Origin of the sequence: Staphylococcus sp. FSL W8-1268, from assembly GCF_038003965.1 — a bacterium.
Taxonomy (GTDB): domain Bacteria; phylum Bacillota; class Bacilli; order Staphylococcales; family Staphylococcaceae; genus Staphylococcus; species Staphylococcus hominis.
In genome coordinates, this window is record NZ_JBBOQE010000001.1 from 1,615,274 (window position 1) to 1,633,387 (window position 18,114).

Consider the following 18,114-nt stretch of genomic DNA (forward strand, 5'->3'; position numbering starts at 1 on the left):
CTACTTGTGCTCATAAGACAATAAATAAACATTTATTTAGGAGGAAATATATATCATGGCAGTATTTAAAGTATTTTTTCAACATAATAAAGACGAAGTAATTGTTCGTGAGAACACAAATACAATTTATGTTGAAGGTGAAACTGAAGAACAAGTAAGACGTTATTTAAAAGATCGCAATTATAATATCGAATTTATTACTAAATTAGAGGGCGCACATTTAGAATATGAAAAAGAACATTCTGATCACTTTAATGTGGAGAACGCTCAATAATGAAACAATTACATTCTAATGAAGTAGGTGTATATGCTCTAGGCGGCTTAGGTGAGGTTGGTAAAAACACTTATGCTGTGGAGTATAAAGATGAAATTGTTATCATCGATGCTGGAATTAAGTTCCCTGATGATAATTTATTAGGTATAGACTACGTTATTCCTGATTATACCTACTTAGAACAAAATCAAGATAAAATTGTTGGTTTATTTATTACTCATGGACATGAAGACCATATAGGTGGTGTGCCCTACCTATTAAAGCAAATTAATGTACCTATTTATGGTGGCCCTTTAGCTTTAGGTTTAATACGCAATAAATTAGAAGAACACAATTTACTGCGTAATGCTAGTTTAAATGAAATTACAGAAGATAGTGTTATAAAATCTAAACATTTTGAAATTTCTTTTTACTTAACTACGCATAGTATCCCAGAAGCATATGGTGTTGTTGTTGACACACCTGAAGGTAAAATTGTCCATACTGGTGACTTTAAATTTGATTTTACACCTGTTGGTGCGCCTGCTAATATCGCCAAAATGGCAGAGCTTGGTAAAGAAGGCGTATTATGCTTGTTATCTGACTCTACGAATGCGCTAGTTCCTGATTTCACATTAAGTGAACGTGAAGTTGGACAAAATGTCGATAAAATTTTCCGTAACTGTAAAGGTCGTATTATTTTCGCAACCTTTGCATCAAACATCTATCGTGTCCAACAAGCGGTGGAAGCAGCAATTAAATATAATCGTAAAATTGTAACTTTTGGCCGTTCAATGGAAAATAATATTAAGATTGGTATGGAGCTGGGTTATATCAAAGCACCTCCAGAAACATTTGTTGAGCCTAACAAAATTAATAATATTCCTAAACACGAGTTACTTATTTTATGCACTGGCTCTCAAGGTGAACCAATGGCTGCACTTTCACGTATCGCTAATGGTACACACAAACAAATTAAAATTATACCTGATGATACTGTAGTATTCAGTTCTTCTCCTATTCCAGGGAATACTAAAAGTATCAATCGTACAATTAACGCATTATATAAAGCTGGTGCTGATGTTATTCACAGTAAGATTTCTAACATTCATACATCAGGACATGGTTCCCAAGGCGACCAGCAGTTAATGCTTCGTTTAATTCAACCTAAATACTTCTTACCTATTCATGGTGAATATCGTATGCTAAAAGCTCATGGTCAAACAGGTATTGATTGTGGTGTTAAAGAAGAAAATGTCTTTATTTTTGATATTGGTGATGTTTTAGCTTTAACACACGATTCTGCGCGTAAAGCTGGTCGAATTCCATCTGGTAATGTATTAGTTGATGGAAGTGGCATCGGTGATATTGGTAATGTTGTCATTCGAGATCGTAAATTATTATCTGAAGAAGGATTGGTTATTGTTGTAGTAAGTATTGATTTTAATACAAATAAACTTCTTTCAGGTCCAGATATTATTTCACGTGGTTTTGTTTACATGCGTGAATCTGGCCAATTAATTTATGATGCACAACGAAAAATTAAAACGGATGTTATTTCAAAACTAAATTCAAATGATGATATTCAATGGCATCAAATTAAATCTTCAATCATTGAAACGTTACAGCCGTATTTATATGAAAAAACAGCTCGTCGTCCAATGATTTTACCAGTAATTATGAAAGTAAATGAAGAATAAACACACACGGTATTTCTTAAGAAATACCGTGTGTTTTACTATCTTACTATTTTTTTCTCAAAACGATTTAAATCATTATCGTGGCCGATCATTATCATAATATCTCCAATTTCAATATTCATGTTTGGATCTGGTGACACAATGATTTCTCGTCCTCTTTTTATTGCAATAATATTAATACCGAATTGTGCTCGAATATCTAAATCTCTGATTGTTTGACCAGTCAATTTTTCACTTACTTTTAACTCTACTAATGAATGCTCATCTGCGAGTTCAAGGTAGTCTAGTACACTTGCACTTGCTACATTATGTGCAATACGACGACCCATATCTCTTTCTGGATGTACCACAGTATCAGCACCAATTTTATTCAAAATCTTTGCATGATAATCGTTTTGTGCTTTGGCCGTAACTTTTTTAACACCTAATTCTTTCAATATTAAAGTTGTTAATGTACTAGATTGAATATTCTCACCTATTGCCACAATGACATGGTCAAAATTTCGTATACCTAAACTTTTCATTACCGCTTCATCTGTAGTGTCAGCTACAACAGCATGTGTCGCAATTTCACTATATTCATTTACTCGAGCTTCATCTCTATCAATAGCCATAACATCCATATCTAAAGCATTTAGCTCTCTTACAATACTTCCTCCAAAACGACCTAATCCTATCACTACATACTCTTTCTCCATGACTTCTGGAACTCCTATCTAAAAAATAAGAGCTAAAATGATAAGTTCATTTATATACTAGAAACTTATTCAAAGTTCTATAAATATAAATTACTCTCATTTTAGCTCCTCTCTTAATTTAAATTACTTTTTACCTTCCACATATTGTTTATCGAAAACGAATAATCTCAATAACAATATTAACGATGGAAGTAATAAAAGTAAACCTAAAATAAAGACGATTGTTAATGCTAAGCCCATTGATGAGTTTACACCTGAATCTGAAATTTTAATATATGGATAAAGAATATAAGGTAACTTACTCATACCGTATCCGTAAAAAGCGAAAGCCATTTGTAAAATTACCATAATAAATGCTAAACCATGATACTTTTTAATCATATTTAAAATTCCTGCAATTAAGAAGAAAATAAAACTAATTGCAAACATCCACCAATAATGCGTAATTGCATTATAAAAGTGATTAGAGTTTTGTATTCTTAATGATAAGAATACAAATAATGAAATAATAATCATCGGTGGACCCCAGAACATAAACCATTGACGCATAAATATATAAGCTACTTTATCTTTTGCTTTAGAAGCATAATATGTTAAAAATCCTGATGATATATATAATACACTTACAATTGCTAAAAATACAACTGACCATGCGAAAGGACTTAATAGTAACTGTACCCAATCCAAATCAAAATGATTGCCTTGTTCATTAATGTATCCACCTTCTGAGATAGTCAATACAGTTGCGAGTGCTGCGGGTATTAAAAGTCCAGTAATACCATATAAAAATATCCAGGGTAGTTTATTATCTTGTCCATAATGTTCAAAAGCATAAAAACTACTTCTAATAGAAATAAGAATTAAAGCGATTGAACCAGGAACTAATAACACTGTCCCTAAATAAAGAGCTGAATCTGGGAAAAATCCTACAAAACCTACAAAGAAAAATACAAAAAATACATTTGTTACTTCCCATACAGGATTTAAATATCTTTCTATAAGATGATTAATCTTTTTTTCTTCTCCCGTTAATTTTGTATGCAAAGTTAAAAATCCAGCACCAAAATCAATAGACGCTACGATAATATAAAAAAATAGGAAAGTCCATAATACTGTAATACCTATGCCAGTATAATCCATTATTCTTGACCTCCAATCACTTTATCAATATCCTCGCGAGCTGGTTTATTTCTAAACATTCTCAATAATACATAGGCAGATGTAAAGAGAAGTACAAAATAAAGTAAACCGAATAGAATTGTTACTAACGTAATTCCTCCTGCCTGTGTAGCAGCTTGGCTAACACGCATGTAACCTCTAACAATCCATGGTTGACGTCCCATTTCAGTTAAGAACCAACCAAACTCTATAGCAAGCATTGAAGCAGGTCCTGTTAAAAGTACTGCATAAAGCATTACTTTTTTAGTTATAATAGGACGTAGTTTTTTTATCATTAATGCTAATATGAAAATGCCTGATACGATAAAACAAAAGATTCCCATCGATACCATTAAATCAAAGAAATAATGAACGATTAATGGAGGTAAATCATTTTTAGGAAATTCATTTAAACCTTTTACTTTAGTATTAATATTATTATCAGCTAAAAAGCTCAGTAATCCAGGAATTTTTATGGCTCCTGAAACTTCTTGTGTTTTTTCATTTAAGACACCAAAAAATACTAAATCTGCTTTAGAATGTGTATCAAAATGCCACTCGTAGGCGGCTAATTTTTCTGGTTGTACTTTATGAAGAAACTTAGCAGACAAATCTCCAGCTAACATTGATAATAATGTTTGAATAAATCCAAGAATCATAGTCATTTTTAACGCTTTTTTATGATATGGCGCATCTTCACTATATTTATTTTTCAATAATTTAAATGCAGCGATTGCTGCCAAAATAAACGCCATCGTCATACCAGCTGTTGCAACAACATGAAATGCTCTAACTAAAAATGAAGAATTGAACATTGCTTCAAATGGTTGAACATTAACCATTTTGCCTTTTTTCATTTCAAAACCTGCTGGAGTATTCATAAATGAGTTCACTGAAGTAATAAAGAACGCTGAGAATGAACCACCAATAATAACAGGTAAACTAATTAAAAAATGTATCCATTGATTTTTAAAACGATTCCATGTATATAGATAAATACTTAAAAAGATTGCTTCAAAGAAGAAAGCAAATGTTTCCATAAAAAGAGGAAGCGCGATAACATGGCCACCCATTTTCATAAACGTAGGCCAAACAAGTGAAAGTTGTAATCCAATAATTGTTCCAGTTACAACTCCAACTGCAACTGTAATCGTATACCCTTTTGACCAACGTTTTGCTAATGCTATATATTTAGGATCTTTCTTTTTGATCCCTAAAAACTCTGCGATTGCAAACATTAATGGCATTCCTACTCCAATAGTAGCAAAAATAATATGAACGCCTAATGTCATCCCTGTCAAAAAACGACTAATTTCGACAGAATTCATACTTAACCACCTTTTCTATAATTTAAAATTAAAGCCTATAGATTTAAATTATATACCTAAACATTAGTAACTAAAATTTTTTTGTTTACTTTTTAATAGAGAATTTAAATGGAATTCACATAAAATTCACAATTTGCATTTTTTAATTACCTTATATATAGTAAGAAAAGTATAATTAAAAGGAGAATATGATTTATGTCTAAAATAATTATCTATACACAAGATGATTGTCCACCTTGTAATTTTTTAAAAAATTATTTAACGGAACATCATATTAATTTTATTGAAAAAAATATTAAGTATCCTTCTTATCGTAAGGAAATGTTAGAATATGATGCATTCTCTACACCATTTATCTTATTAAATGAGGAGCCTATGTATCAGGTAGATTTAGAAAAAATTAACAAAATATTTGATATCCAACTGTAGTATATAAAAAAAGAACCTGAGACATCATAAGTTGTCTCAGGTATTTTTAATATTATTTAGAAATGTGATGAACAAGTTCTTTAACTTCATCTTGTGTTGCACAATTAATGGCACGATTTGCTAATTCCGTCATTTCGTTTTTACTTAAACCATTAATTTGTCTTCTAGCTTTAAGAATAGAAGTTGCACTCATAGAGAATTCATCTAATCCTAAACCTAATAATAATGGAATTGCTGTTTCATCGCCAGCCATTTCACCACACATACCAGTCCATTTACCTTCTTTATGAGAAGCTTCAATAACCTGTTTAACTAAACGTAAAATTGCTGGATTATATGGTTGATATAAATATGAAACACGTTCAGACATACGATCAGCTGCCATAGTATATTGAATTAAGTCATTAGTTCCTATACTAAAGAAATCTACTTCTTTAGCAAAGATATCAGCTAACGCAGCAGTAGAAGGAATCTCTACCATGATACCTACTTCGATATCATCAGCAACTTCTTGTCCTTCGCTAGTTAATTTATCTTTTTCTTCTAAAAGAATAGCTTTAGCATCTCTAAACTCTTTAATAGTAGCTACCATTGGGAACATAATATTTAATTTACCATAAGCAGATGCGCGTAATAACGCACGTAATTGTGTTCTGAAGATGTCTTGTTGATCTAAGCACAAACGAATTGCACGATAACCTAAGAATGGATTCATTTCTTTAGGTAAATTTAAATATGGTAATTCTTTATCTCCACCAATATCTAAAGTACGTACAACAACACGTTTATCTTTCATAGTTTCTAAAACTTTTTTATATGCTTCAAATTGTTCGTCTTCAGTTGGCATTTGATCTCTACCCATATATAAAAATTCTGTTCTATAAAGACCAATTCCTTCAGCGCCATTTTCCATAACACCATATAAATCATCAGGTGTACCAATATTAGCAGCTAATTCTGCATGTTCACCGTCAACAGTTACAGTTTCAGCATCACGAAGTTTTTGTAATTCTTTTTTATCTTCAAAGAAACGCTCACGTTTATTTTGATAAGCAATGAGTTCATCTTCAGTTGGATCTATGATAACGTCACCAGTAATACCGTCAACAATAACCATATCTCCTTGTTTTACTTCATGAGTAATCGATTTAGTACCCACCACGGCTGCAATTTCTAATGAACGGCTCATAATTGCAGAATGACTTGTACGTCCACCAATATTTGTAACAAAACCTTGAACAAACTCTTTGTTTAATTGTGCAGTATCAGATGGTGTTAAATCATTTCCTATAATAACTACACTTTCATCAATCATACTAGGATTTGGTAAGTCCACGCCTAAAAGATGAGCAAGTACACGCTTAGAAACGTCACGAATATCTGCTGCACGTTCTTTCATATACTCATTATCCATAGATTCAAAAATAGTAATGAATTGAGTCGTAACTTCATTTAATGCTTCTGGAGCATTTACTTTCTCATTCGCAATTTTATCTTCAATTGGCTGAATTAATTCTGGATCATCAAGTACAAGTAAATGTGCATCAAAAATAGCAGCTTTATCTGCACCTAATGATTTTTCAGCATTATTTCTAATTTTTGTTAATTCAATTTTGGAAGCTTCTAAAGCGTTTCTGAATTTTTTAATTTCAGCATCAGTATCAGTAATTTTCTCATTCGTAAATGATAAATCAGGTTCTACTAGTAAATATGCTTTGGCAATTGCAACTCCATCAGAAGCTGCAATACCTTTAATTAATTTAGACATAATTACTCTGTTAAACCTTCTTTTGATAAAACTTCACTGATAGCTTGAATTGCATCTTGTTCATCGCTTCCATCAGCATAGATAGTGATTTCAGCATCTTTACCTACACCTAAACTCATAACGCCCATAATTGATTTTAAATTTACTTTTTTACCGTTATATTCTAATTGAATATCTGAATCAAATTTAGATGCTGTTTGCACTAGCATTGTAGCTGGACGTGCATGAATTCCAGTTTCGTCAACAATTACATATGATTTTTGTTCCATAATCTATTTCTCCTCCGTAAGTTAGAAAATTAATTTTCTTATTATCTAACATAAAAATTTATACCCTAACACTACCAAAATATATAACTGAATTCAATTCTTATATAATTGAATTATTATAGAAAAATACACTTATGTTAGCAAAGTAGCAATCATTATATAAGTAATCAAACAAAGTTTGATTACTTATAATAGGTATAGCTTTATGTCAGTCAATTTTCTAATATTATATATAAATTTCTTCGCTTTTATTATACTACATTTTTAAAAAATTAAATAATATCACGTAAAACTTTTTCACATTTTTCTATATGATCTTGACCTAATTTATTCATAAAGTAGTAACTAATTGAAGCTGAAACAGCTTGCCCCACTACTGGGAACCATTTTGTTTGTTTTGCTGCTGTACGCTTAGCAACATCTCTAATAATTAATTTCAAAGCACCACTAGTTACTTTTTCACCAATCATTGAACTACCTTGAATTGCTGCTGCTGATAAAATACGTTCTTTAACATCTTCACCAAGAGAATTGACTTGTTTTTGATCAAGACCGTAAATTTTATTAATATCTTCAATAATATCTTTCATCAATTTGATATCTACACCAAAGTCTAATCCTGGAATTGGCACAACACTCATCCCTGAAGATAATAAAGATTTTTTCTTAACGACTGCTTTAGCTTTTTCTCTACGTTGTGCAATTTCTTCTTCGTTTTTAGGTAAGATATCTTTTTCGTTAATTTCTTCTATATCTAAGACTTTTTTACCAACTTTATCAGTAACTCCATTTGTAATTTTATGAATAATCCCCATTTACTAACTCACCTTTCGTTTTTCATAATATTTTCAACATACATGTAATACCCTATTTCAGTACTTTAATGCTTAATATTTATGAATACAGCTTTTAAATATTTAGAAGGTTTATAATGTGGATGTGTTTTAAAGTCTTTTGGTAATCCCATGACTTCTTCTATTTCATATTCTACGTTAGCTTGTTCCAATGTTTTCTTAATTACATTTTTAAATGCTTTTAAAGAAAAAGCACTTGAATTTGTACATAGCAGCAATGTACCATCTGGTGCTAAAACATCTAAAGCACCATTAATTAAATCATCATAATTTTTTTGTACTGAAAAAGTTTTCTTTTTATTACGTGCAAAACTAGGCGGATCAATAACTATTGTGTCATATTGTTTTCCATGACGTGCTGCATAATTATAAAAATCAAATGTATCCATAACATAGATATATTGACTTTTAGGGTCTACACCATTTAACCCAAAATTTTCTTCGGTTAATGTACGAGAACGATTAGCTAAATCTACACTTGTTGTAACTTTAGCATTTTTAGATGCTACTACTGAAAACGCGCCCGTATAACTAAATAGATTTAAAACACTTCTATTTTCGGCAAAATAATCACGTAATTTTTTACGAACTTCTTTTTGATCTAAAAATATTCCTGTCATCAATCCATCGTTTAAATCAACATTGTAAAATGTAAAATTTTCTTCAATAACTATTGGAAATTCTGGAGTTTTTCCAAGTACATGTCCCCCTGTATACTCCGTATCTTTAAAGCGCATTTTTTCAAAAACAGATTCAAATTTAAATACTTTTTTTATTGCTTCAATAATTATATAACGAAACTTGTAAATTCCTTTTGAATACCATTGAATAAGTAAATGTCCATTATAATTATCAATAGTTAAGCCTCCAACGCCATCTCCCTCAGCATTAAATAGTCTAAAAGCATTAGTTCCTTCTATATTGTAGTAATACGCTCTTTCTTCTAGCGCTTTTTTAAATAAATTTTCAAAGAAAGTAATATTGATATCTTCTTCTTGGCTATATGTAATTACCCATCCTATGCCTTTATGTTGACGTCCTACATAAGCTGTTGCTATGTATTGGTTATTTTCAGTAACTATATTAAACAAGTCACCTTCTTTTAAATGATCATGTTGAAAAATATCTTCTTCTTCAACTAAAGGATATTGATTTAAATATTTAGTTTCTTTGCCTTTATTTAAAGTTGCTATTTTCATTTTAATTTCTCCTATTTTAATTTTTTTAACGAATCTGTTGTGATTTACTCTACTATTTTAACAAATTTAAAATTCTTCACCTAAATATTAAATTAAAAAAAGAAGTGGAACAATGAATTCAAAAATGAATTCTATTCCACTCCCTTACTCAGATTATGGTTTTTCTTTTAATTGCAATGAAAATGCTATAATTACAGGTATTAACATAATAATTAATGTAGGTGTTATAAATATTGAAAGTAATAGACCATGAATCATTATATTAATAAATTCAGTAAGCAATTTGAAAAATAGAATACTAATCATAAACAACTGTAAATAGTAAAATTTGCCTCTTAAAAAATGAGTAAATGTCGTAGCAATGTAAATGATAATAATAAAGAGTAATATTAACAATGTAATCCATTCAATCACGTATTGAGTTTGTGATAATTTCCATTCTCCAGATACAAATAGAGCATTTCTGTTATTAAATTCTATAAATGTAAATAAGAATAAGATAAACCCACAGAAAATTTCCACATATGCTGGTTTAATCCATTTAGGACGTCTCATCCACTTAGGAATATCATCTTCTTCTATATCTACAATATTTTTAAATTTACTTTTAAATTTATCGCGTTTAGATCTAATTTTATCTAAATCTACACTTCTTCTTGTCTTATGTGCATATTCTGATGTTTTATCTTGAAGTTGTTTAAAATGAACTTTTGATTGAGTCGAAACGTTTCCTTTTTGAGTTCTTGATAATTCAGGCTCTTCTTCCCCTAATTCTTCTTTTGTTAAAGGTAACGCACGGCGTAAGAATAAGAAATTCCAAATTGCCGCTTGAGCTAATAACCACATAATGATGAAGAATGTATTTACACTTAAAATATCAATAGGCTCAATCTCATTTGCATCGATTTTGCCATACAATGACATTTGAGTAATCAAGTAACTTATTCCATATGAAATAATAATCCATAAATAATGAACTTTTCTATTTTCTTGATACAATTCATCTTTATAAACGATATATCCTGTATGAATCACAAATGGAATAATGAATATAATTGCCCAAAAACCATATACTTGAGTCATCAATGTAATTGTAATGAGGAAGTATAAAATACCAATGACTAAAAAGAAAATTGAGATGTCGTAATCATATTTGGTTGTTCTAAATAACGTATATCCAATCAATATGACTAGAATACCAAATAGAATAATTATGACTGCACTTACAACTGGAAAGTTGCCTATGAATCTACTCATCACTCTAATTATTTCACTAAAAAATGCATTAAGAAAGTCCCATATATTATGTATTTTTAAGTCAATTTTATCTTTATTTTTTAGTTTATGAATTAAAGGCAAATTGATCAAGATAATGAGACCTGTGAAGAGTGAAACGATACCGATCAAGTAACTATAGATAATCTCGGCGTGTTTCTTAACAAAAGACATACAGTTCACCTCAAAATTAATTATATATGAACTTTCTATTCTTGTCTTTAATAAAAAATAAAATACTTCTCTAGACTGAGATTAAGTTTATCCTTTTATTAATTGGGTATATTAGTTTTGTAAAGTAATTTATGAAAAAGGAGAGTTGTCCTATGACACATGAAGATGCAAAAAAAGCAAAAGAATATGAAGAAAAATTAAAAGAACAAAAAGAAGAAAAAACTGATGATATTGAACAAACTAAACAAGACGTTCAAAATACATTAGACTAATTTTCTTATTTATGTCATCATTAATAGTAATTAATGAATAAGCCTGAGACATACAAGTTGTCTCAGGTATTTTTAATATATTGGCTATCGATGGCTGAGTTGGAAATAAATCTGTCCTACTTTTATTCAATTATTTTTAGAACTAATTACATTTCACTTATTAAATATGTAAACTGTTTAATTATAATTTATTTTTAATTAAATATAGATTAAAAGCATCTTGACATCTACTATTAAAAGTCATACATTTAAAATAAATAAAATATAAATGCACTAGGGGTGTATAGCACTGAGATGAGGCTTAACCTCAAACCCTTTGAACCTGATCTAGTTAAATACTAGCGTAGGAAAGTGTTAACTTAAATAAATCATGTTTTTAATAATCAATAGCATTTTTATTTAAATTTACGCACAACTTTTCTACGAAGGGTTGTGCGTTTTTTTAGGAGGAACTATTTTATGTCTAAAGGTTTAAAGCTTTCAGAAATTCTAGTTACTGTGCTGATTGCTGTTATTTTTGCAATCATTTATAACTTATGGTGGTTGCCATATAATTTAGCTCAAGTAGCTGGTATACATCTAGAACAACTTACATACGGTATTTGGTTTATGGCTGCTATTGTAGCTTACTTAATTATTCCTAAACCAGGTATTGCATTAATTGCTGAATTTGCTGCTGGTGCAGGTGAAACTATTGTTATGGGGAAATTTGATATTCCTACTATAGTATATGCAATTTTACAAGGTCTAGCATGTGAAGTTGTGTTTGCTATCTTTAAATACAAATCACGTTCTTTAATGGTAGCAATGTTAGCTGGTTTAGTAACAGCATTAGTATCTTTCCCTGTAGATTATTTTTATGGCTATCTAAACGAAGTTGCGGGTTGGAACTTACTACTTTTCATCATTTTCCGTGCTATTAGTGGTATTGTACTGTCTGGTATACTCTCTTATTTAATTGTAAAAGCCTTAGATCAAACTGGAGTAACTAAATTATTCCGTCCTGCCTCTCAAAAAGATTACGACAACTTATAAGGGGAAATGATTGTGTTAAAAGTCAAAAATTTACGTCTAAAATATCCAAATGGTGATCGAAAAATTTTCGATAATCTAAATATAGAAATTAAAGATAAAGAAAAAGTGCTTTTACTAGGTCCTTCAGGATCTGGTAAAAGCACATTACTTAATGTACTGAGTGGTATTGTTCCTAATCTTATAGAATTACCGATGAAATATGATGAACTAGACATTGACCCTAATTCAGGGGTTATTTTTCAAGACCCAGATACACAATTTTGTATGCCAAAAGTTTACGAAGAATTAGCTTTCGTCTTAGAAAATCAACAAGTGCCAAGAGAAGACATGGATGAACAAATTAAAAAAGCACTTGCGTCAGTAGATTTAGATGTAGATAATTCAACTTTCGTAAATAATTTAAGTGGTGGCATGAAACAAAAACTTGCTATCGTCGAAACCATTTTACAGAAAGCTGATACACTCTTTTTAGATGAACCTACAGCTATGTTAGATGTACAAGCAACTGCTGACTTATGGCAACGACTCATTCAATTATGGACTGATCAAACGGTATTAATTGTAGAACATAAAGTGGAACATATTTGGCATCATGTAGATCGAGTCATATTAATGAACTATGATGGAGAAATTATAGCTGATAATACACCTGAATACATACTCAAACATTGTGAATCGTTACTTACTGAATTTGGCGTATGGCACCCTCATGCATGGGATTATGCACCTATACGAACAGATTTAACACCACAGACTTCTAAAACACTTTTTAAATTTCAAAACGGACAAATAATTCGCAGTAAAAATACACTATTTGAAGTTTCAGAACTAAATATTCATCCTGGAGAATGGATTACAATTACTGGAAAAAATGGAGCTGGCAAAACTACTTTACTTGAATCTATGATGCAATTAGTGAAATACAACGGTACAATGTTTTATGAGAACCGATTACTGAAGAAAATTAAAGATGCTGCTCAAAATATGTATCTTGTATACCAAAATCCTGAACTTCAGTTTATTACTAATTCAGTTTATGACGAAATTAATATTCATTATAATCATCTTGATAAAGCAAAATCGAAAGAAGAAACTGAACATCTTTTGAAACTTTTACATTTAGAAAAAGTTAAACATCATCATCCTTTTGAAATATCTACAGGTCAGAAACGCCGATTGAGCGTAGCAACTGCTTTAAGTTCAAAAGCTGAAATTGTTTTATTAGATGAGCCAACATTTGGACTTGATAGTCATAATACATTTCAATTGATTAAGCTGTTTGAAGAACGTGTAAAACAAGGACAAACTATCGTAATGGTGACGCATGACCCTGAAATTATTCATCGTTATCCAACACGTCGACTTGTCGTAGAAAATCATAAGCTTTTAGAAATGGCAGGTGAATCAAATGTTTGAACGTTGGAAAAAGCGTCATACACTTGTAGATGATGTAAACATTATTACGAAATTAATTCTTGGAGTTTTGTTATTTATTTTTATCATTTTTGTGCATAATTTTGATTATATGATTTATATTACTTTATTGATGTTTATATTTTTATTATCTTTTAATGGTACAGCTTTTAAAGTCATTGCTGCATTTTTATCAGCAACCATTCTCTTTGCCTTGCTATCATCATTATTCATGATTTTATATGGTGATGGTACACATATGTTATTTGAATGGGGAATTATTCATATTAGTACTGAGAGCATTGTAAGAGGTCTTCACTTATCTTTAAGAACAATTACAGTTTCAATGTTTGGTGTGTTGATTGCATTAACATCACAAATTGTAATGATTTTCTATAGTTTAATGCAACATTTAAAAGTAAAACCTAAAATCGCTTATGCATTTATGGCTGCTATTCGTATGGTACCACTTATTTTCACATCATTTATCCAATTAAGACGTTCTTTAAAAATGCGTTACCAAATGATTGATGCTTCCAATTATCGTGGATTTAAACGTATAAAACACTTACTTATTCCAGTCTTAAGCCAAAACATACGTCGTGCACATCAATTATCAGTAGCTATGGAATCAAAAGGATTTAAAGATGGCCCACGTACCTATTATTATAAAGCACCTTTCTCATACAAAGATATTCTTTTTATTGGTATGACAATTGCTTTACTTATTATTGCTTTTTATTTATCTCAATATTTTCCAATCACTGGTATTAAAGATGCTCGTGTTTCAGAAATGTTAGAGTAATATATAACATAAGACAAACTAAAGTAAAGATTGAGTTCAAAGATAAAAGCAGTTTCAAAAACACAGTAAATTCATCTTGCTAGTATATTAAGCCCTAGCATTATAAAATACCCATAGATGAATGTCATCTATGGGCTATTATTTTTAGTTTATTTGAGCGCTTTATTTCCAATATCTTTACGATAAAATAGTTGATCACTCTTAATTTTTTCTACATTTCCATAAGCATCTTTTTGTGCTTGTTGAATAGTTTTTCCTTTTCCAATGGCTAATACAACTCGTCCGCCAGATGTAAGAAATGTATCATTTTCTTTTTTCAAACCACTAACGAAATAATGGTTATTTACTTCAAAGCCTGAAACCTCTGCACCTTTCTCATATGACCCAGGATAGCCTTTCGAAGCAAGCATTACCCCTACCACATAATCGTCAATCCATTGAAAACGAATAGGTTCTTTACGGTCTAGAGCTACGATTTGTGCCATCAAGTCACTTTCTAGACGACTTAACAATACTTGCGCTTCTGGATCACCAAATCGTGCATTAAATTCAATAACTTTAGGACCTTCTTTAGTTAAAATTGCACCTATATAAAGTAAACCAAAATAGTCATAACCCTCTTCTTTTAACGCTCTAGCAATTGGTTGAGCAATATCTTTGTTTGTACGCTCTAAAACGTCATTTGAAATATGGGGAACAGGACAATAAGCGCCCATCCCACCAGTATTAGGACCTTCATCATTATCATAGGCACGTTTATGATCTTGAGCAATACAGTCAAAAGGAACTGCATAATCCCCATTAATGAATGTCATTAATGAAAATTCTTCTCCTTCAAGAAATTGTTCAAAGACAACTTTTCCATCTTCTTGTGGATATAGCACTTCTACCGCTTCAATTGCTTCATCTCGTGTATTAGCAATAATTACGCCTTTACCAGCAGCTAGCCCATCCTTTTTGACTACAATAGGTAATTCGCATTCATTTACATAATTAAGTGCCTCAGTTTTATTGTCTATTTCTTTATAATCAGCAGTTGGAATATCATATTTTTCCATTAACCTTTTAGCAAAAGATTTAGAACCTTCAATTTGGGCTGCTTCTTTGTTAGGACCAAAAACTTTAACATGATTGTCTCTCAATTTATTAGATAAACCATCTATCAATGGTTGTTCTGGACCAATAATCACCCATTCTATGTGATGTTGGTGGACAAATTGTAAAATAGCCTCATGATCAGTTTCAGCAATTTCAGTGTGTACTTCGGCTAAATGAGTCATTGCATCATTTCCAGGAATAGCATAAAGTTTTTCAATAAGTGGCGACTGATGTAATTTTGATACTAATGCATGTTCACGACCGCCTGCACCTATAACTAAAACATTCATTTCTTTTCTCCCTCTATTCTCTCAATTATTTTAAATTAGTGTTTAAAATGACGCATACCAGTAGTAACCATAGCAATACCATGTTTGTTAGCCATATCAATCGAATCTTGGTCTTTAATTGAACCGCCTGGTTGAATAATAGCTTTAATACCATGTTTTGCAGCAAGTTCAACAGTATCATCCATTGGGAAGAATCCATCAGAAATCATTACTACATTGTCATTTATTTCAATTGCGCGCTCTAAAGCAATCTTAGCTGCACCTACTCTATTCATTTGTCCTGCACCAATTCCAACTGTCTGTTTATTATTACTTAAAATGATCGCATTACTTTTCACTGATGGAATAACTTTCCATCCTAGAAGCATTGCCTCCCACTGAGCATCGGTAGGTTCAACGTCTGTAACAACTTTCATTTCCTCTTTAGACACTTCATAATTATCTTTATCTTGAACCAAATATCCACCTGAGACTGAAACAAATTCTTCTTCACGATTATCAATTGTCATATCAATTTCTAATAAGCGAATATTTTTCTTTTGAGTTAAAATATCTAAAGCTTCTTTATCAAATTTTGGTGCAATGACAACTTCTAAGAAAATAGAGTGTAACGTTTCGGCTAAATCTTTGGTAACAGTTCTATTTAGTGCAATAATCCCCCCAAAGATAGACTGATTATCTGCATCATACGCATTTTTAAATGCAGTTTCAATATCAGTGCCAATACCTACACCACATGGATTCATATGTTTAACTGCAACGGCAGCTGGTTCTTTAAATTTTTTCACTAATGCTAATGCTGAATCTGCATCTTTAATATTATTAAAACTCAATGCCTTACCATGCAATTGTTTAGCACCAGCAATAGTATGTTTACTATTAGAAGTACGAACAAAACGTGCTGATTGTTGAGGATTCTCACCATATCTTAATTCTTCACTATCTCCTTTGAAGAAACTTACAATTGCATGATCATATTCATTTGTATGTTCAAATACTTTAATCATTAATGACTTACGGTATGATTCATCGAGTCGATGTTCCTTAATTCGTTGAATGACTTCATTATAATCTGATGGATGGACAATAGTTGTTACATGTTTAAAATTTTTGGCTGCAGCACGTAACATGGTTGGACCACCAATATCGATATTTTCAATTGCATCATCTTCAGTTACATCTGGATTAGCTACAGTTTGTTGGAAAGGATATAAGTTGACCACAACCATATCAATTAAATCAATGTGTTGTTCTGATAATTGTTCTAAATGTTCAGGTTTATTACGATCTGCTAAAATACCACCGTGTACTGCTGGATGTAACGTTTTTACGCGGCCATCCATAATTTCAGGAAATTGCGTCAACTCTGAGACAGATTTAACAGTTACATTTGCTTCTTCTAAAGCACGTTTTGTACCGCCCGTTGAATATAATTCATAATCTAATTGCATTAATGATTTAGCAAATTCCACGACTCCACTTTTATTTGAAACACTAATAATTGCTTTTTTCATGATTAACTATGCTCCTTATTTAATAACTTTAGCTATTACACTTGGATAAAGTTCATATTCTAATTGTTTCACACGCTCTTCTAACGCTTCTTTTGTATCGTCCGGGTTTATATCACATTTTCGTTGTTCAATTATTTCTCCCGTATCCATTCCACTATCTACATAGTGAACTGTTGAACCTGTTTCCTTATCGCCACTATTAAATGCTTGACCAATTGCATCTTTCCCCTTGTACTTTGGTAATAATGAAGGATGAATATTCAATATTTTACCTTCATAAGCATTTAATAAGTCTGGTCCCACTAATCTCATATAACCTGCTAAGATAATCCACTCCACTTCTTCACTATGAAGAAGTTGAATTAATTTTTGTTCATATTCTCCTTTGTTTTCAAAGTCTTTAGGTTCATTAATATGAACCATCACTTTCAACTGTTTTGCACGCTCAATGCAATAAGCATCGTGATGATCTGTATACAAAGAAGTAATTTCTATATTATTAAGCTGCCCCTTACCAACTTTAGATACAATATTTTCGAAGTTACTTCCTGATCCAGAGGCAAATATAGCCACCTTAGTCAT

The 18,114-nt window shown here is 31.0% G+C and carries 18 protein-coding genes and 1 riboswitch; of the genes, 7 read left to right on the forward strand and 11 right to left on the reverse strand.

The genetic code is table 11. The features are described 5' to 3' along the window. The first annotated feature begins 55 nt into the window (after nucleotides 1-55). Both NST64_RS08135 and rnjA read left to right on the forward strand, forming a co-directional pair. Nucleotides 56-274, forward strand: coding sequence for a DNA-dependent RNA polymerase subunit epsilon (locus tag NST64_RS08135; RefSeq protein WP_002448185.1), 219 nt, complete (start codon nucleotides 56-58; stop codon nucleotides 272-274). Then, nucleotides 274-1,953 carry a ribonuclease J1 gene (rnjA, locus tag NST64_RS08140; RefSeq protein WP_002448244.1) on the forward strand — a complete coding sequence of 560 codons (1,680 nt, stop codon included), beginning with the start codon at nucleotides 274-276 and terminating at the stop codon, nucleotides 1,951-1,953. The genes NST64_RS08135 and rnjA overlap by 1 nt, the downstream gene beginning before the upstream one ends. Before the next feature lie 38 nt (nucleotides 1,954-1,991). Here rnjA and NST64_RS08145 read toward each other — a convergent pair whose 3' ends face one another. The 3 genes from NST64_RS08145 to NST64_RS08155 form a co-directional block, all read right to left on the reverse strand. Beyond that, nucleotides 1,992-2,651, reverse strand: coding sequence for a potassium channel family protein (locus NST64_RS08145; protein ID WP_002448135.1), 660 nt, complete (start codon nucleotides 2,649-2,651; stop codon nucleotides 1,992-1,994). Between the two features lie 123 nt (nucleotides 2,652-2,774). Continuing rightward, the gene (locus tag NST64_RS08150) at nucleotides 2,775-3,791 is read right to left on the reverse strand and encodes a cytochrome d ubiquinol oxidase subunit II (RefSeq protein WP_049417874.1); all 1,017 of its coding nucleotides are present in this window, start codon (nucleotides 3,789-3,791) and stop codon (nucleotides 2,775-2,777) included. Continuing rightward, entirely contained in the window at nucleotides 3,791-5,137 is a 1,347-nt protein-coding gene (locus NST64_RS08155) for a cytochrome ubiquinol oxidase subunit I (protein ID WP_002448254.1), read from the reverse strand. The genes NST64_RS08150 and NST64_RS08155 overlap by 1 nt, the downstream gene beginning before the upstream one ends. Before the next feature lie 195 nt (nucleotides 5,138-5,332). Here NST64_RS08155 and NST64_RS08160 point away from each other — a divergent pair, with 195 nt between their 5' ends. Beyond that, complete coding sequence (locus NST64_RS08160; protein ID WP_002448107.1) at nucleotides 5,333-5,566, forward strand: glutaredoxin family protein; 234 nt, start codon at nucleotides 5,333-5,335, stop codon at nucleotides 5,564-5,566. Between the two features lie 52 nt (nucleotides 5,567-5,618). On the opposite strand, the gene ptsP is transcribed toward NST64_RS08160, so the two are convergent. The 5 genes from ptsP to auxA form a co-directional block, all read right to left on the reverse strand. Beyond that, the gene (gene ptsP / locus NST64_RS08165) at nucleotides 5,619-7,334 is read right to left on the reverse strand and encodes a phosphoenolpyruvate--protein phosphotransferase (protein WP_049417867.1); all 1,716 of its coding nucleotides are present in this window, start codon (nucleotides 7,332-7,334) and stop codon (nucleotides 5,619-5,621) included. 2 nt (nucleotides 7,335-7,336) lie between these two features. Then, a complete protein-coding gene (locus NST64_RS08170; RefSeq protein WP_002448249.1) occupies nucleotides 7,337-7,603 on the reverse strand; it encodes a phosphocarrier protein HPr in 267 nt (88 codons plus the stop codon). Between the two features lie 272 nt (nucleotides 7,604-7,875). Next, the gene (locus tag NST64_RS08175) at nucleotides 7,876-8,418 is read right to left on the reverse strand and encodes a DUF697 domain-containing protein (RefSeq protein WP_002448203.1); all 543 of its coding nucleotides are present in this window, start codon (nucleotides 8,416-8,418) and stop codon (nucleotides 7,876-7,878) included. A 65-nt stretch (nucleotides 8,419-8,483) separates the two neighbouring features. Next, nucleotides 8,484-9,656 (reverse strand): class I SAM-dependent rRNA methyltransferase, encoded by a 1,173-nt coding sequence (locus NST64_RS08180; protein WP_002488373.1) that lies wholly within the window; start codon nucleotides 9,654-9,656, stop codon nucleotides 8,484-8,486. Nucleotides 9,657-9,809: 153 nt separating this feature from the next. After that, a complete protein-coding gene (auxA, locus tag NST64_RS08185) occupies nucleotides 9,810-11,105 on the reverse strand; it encodes a lipoteichoic acid stability factor AuxA (RefSeq protein WP_049417865.1) in 1,296 nt (431 codons plus the stop codon). A gap of 152 nt (nucleotides 11,106-11,257) precedes the next feature. Between auxA and graF the strand changes: the two genes are divergently transcribed. The 4 genes from graF (at nucleotide 11,258) to NST64_RS08205 (ending at nucleotide 14,630) form a co-directional block, all read left to right on the forward strand. Continuing rightward, nucleotides 11,258-11,377, forward strand: coding sequence for a glycopeptide resistance-associated protein GraF (gene graF, locus NST64_RS08190; RefSeq protein WP_002448238.1), 120 nt, complete (start codon nucleotides 11,258-11,260; stop codon nucleotides 11,375-11,377). Nucleotides 11,378-11,642: 265 nt separating this feature from the next. Continuing rightward, nucleotides 11,643-11,744: riboswitch (TPP riboswitch) on the forward strand. Nucleotides 11,745-11,836: 92 nt separating this feature from the next. Beyond that, entirely contained in the window at nucleotides 11,837-12,412 is a 576-nt protein-coding gene (locus NST64_RS08195) for an ECF transporter S component (protein ID WP_002448226.1), read from the forward strand. A 12-nt stretch (nucleotides 12,413-12,424) separates the two neighbouring features. Continuing rightward, nucleotides 12,425-13,828, forward strand: coding sequence for an ABC transporter ATP-binding protein (locus tag NST64_RS08200; RefSeq protein WP_002455502.1), 1,404 nt, complete (start codon nucleotides 12,425-12,427; stop codon nucleotides 13,826-13,828). Beyond that, nucleotides 13,821-14,630: an energy-coupling factor transporter transmembrane component T family protein gene (locus NST64_RS08205; RefSeq protein WP_002448247.1), complete on the forward strand. Its 810-nt coding sequence runs from the start codon at nucleotides 13,821-13,823 to the stop codon at nucleotides 14,628-14,630. The genes NST64_RS08200 and NST64_RS08205 overlap by 8 nt, the downstream gene beginning before the upstream one ends. Nucleotides 14,631-14,779: 149 nt before the next feature. Here the strand turns inward: NST64_RS08205 and purD are convergent, their stop codons facing one another. The 3 genes from purD to purN are packed head-to-tail and all read right to left on the reverse strand — an operon-like array spanning nucleotide 14,780 to nucleotide 18,114. Continuing rightward, nucleotides 14,780-16,018: a phosphoribosylamine--glycine ligase gene (gene purD, locus NST64_RS08210; RefSeq protein WP_002455503.1), complete on the reverse strand. Its 1,239-nt coding sequence runs from the start codon at nucleotides 16,016-16,018 to the stop codon at nucleotides 14,780-14,782. Nucleotides 16,019-16,053: 35 nt separating this feature from the next. Beyond that, nucleotides 16,054-17,532 (reverse strand): bifunctional phosphoribosylaminoimidazolecarboxamide formyltransferase/IMP cyclohydrolase, encoded by a 1,479-nt coding sequence (purH, locus tag NST64_RS08215; RefSeq protein WP_049417861.1) that lies wholly within the window; start codon nucleotides 17,530-17,532, stop codon nucleotides 16,054-16,056. A gap of 15 nt (nucleotides 17,533-17,547) precedes the next feature. Next, complete coding sequence (gene purN / locus NST64_RS08220; protein ID WP_049417859.1) at nucleotides 17,548-18,114, reverse strand: phosphoribosylglycinamide formyltransferase; 567 nt, start codon at nucleotides 18,112-18,114, stop codon at nucleotides 17,548-17,550.

Excerpts from the sequence above, each read along its gene's own strand:
- NST64_RS08150 (WP_049417874.1), bottom strand. The coding sequence starts at position 3,791 with ATGGATTATACTGGCATAGGTATTACAGTATTATGGACTTTCCTATTT.
- NST64_RS08205 (WP_002448247.1), top strand. The coding sequence starts at position 13,821 with ATGTTTGAACGTTGGAAAAAGCGTCATACACTTGTAGATGATGTAAAC.
- NST64_RS08145 (WP_002448135.1), bottom strand. The coding sequence starts at position 2,651 with ATGGAGAAAGAGTATGTAGTGATAGGATTAGGTCGTTTTGGAGGAAGT.
- purN (WP_049417859.1), bottom strand. The coding sequence starts at position 18,114 with ATGACTAAGGTGGCTATATTTGCCTCTGGATCAGGAAGTAACTTCGAA.
- NST64_RS08175 (WP_002448203.1), bottom strand. The coding sequence starts at position 8,418 with ATGGGGATTATTCATAAAATTACAAATGGAGTTACTGATAAAGTTGGT.
- purD (WP_002455503.1), bottom strand. The coding sequence starts at position 16,018 with ATGAATGTTTTAGTTATAGGTGCAGGCGGTCGTGAACATGCATTAGTA.
- graF (WP_002448238.1), top strand. The coding sequence starts at position 11,258 with ATGACACATGAAGATGCAAAAAAAGCAAAAGAATATGAAGAAAAATTA.
- auxA (WP_049417865.1), bottom strand. The coding sequence starts at position 11,105 with ATGTCTTTTGTTAAGAAACACGCCGAGATTATCTATAGTTACTTGATC.
- NST64_RS08155 (WP_002448254.1), bottom strand. The coding sequence starts at position 5,137 with ATGAATTCTGTCGAAATTAGTCGTTTTTTGACAGGGATGACATTAGGC.
- NST64_RS08135 (WP_002448185.1), top strand. The coding sequence starts at position 56 with ATGGCAGTATTTAAAGTATTTTTTCAACATAATAAAGACGAAGTAATT.
- ptsP (WP_049417867.1), bottom strand. The coding sequence starts at position 7,334 with ATGTCTAAATTAATTAAAGGTATTGCAGCTTCTGATGGAGTTGCAATT.
- NST64_RS08180 (WP_002488373.1), bottom strand. The coding sequence starts at position 9,656 with ATGAAAATAGCAACTTTAAATAAAGGCAAAGAAACTAAATATTTAAAT.
- rnjA (WP_002448244.1), top strand. The coding sequence starts at position 274 with ATGAAACAATTACATTCTAATGAAGTAGGTGTATATGCTCTAGGCGGC.
- NST64_RS08160 (WP_002448107.1), top strand. The coding sequence starts at position 5,333 with ATGTCTAAAATAATTATCTATACACAAGATGATTGTCCACCTTGTAAT.
- NST64_RS08195 (WP_002448226.1), top strand. The coding sequence starts at position 11,837 with ATGTCTAAAGGTTTAAAGCTTTCAGAAATTCTAGTTACTGTGCTGATT.
- NST64_RS08170 (WP_002448249.1), bottom strand. The coding sequence starts at position 7,603 with ATGGAACAAAAATCATATGTAATTGTTGACGAAACTGGAATTCATGCA.
- purH (WP_049417861.1), bottom strand. The coding sequence starts at position 17,532 with ATGAAAAAAGCAATTATTAGTGTTTCAAATAAAAGTGGAGTCGTGGAA.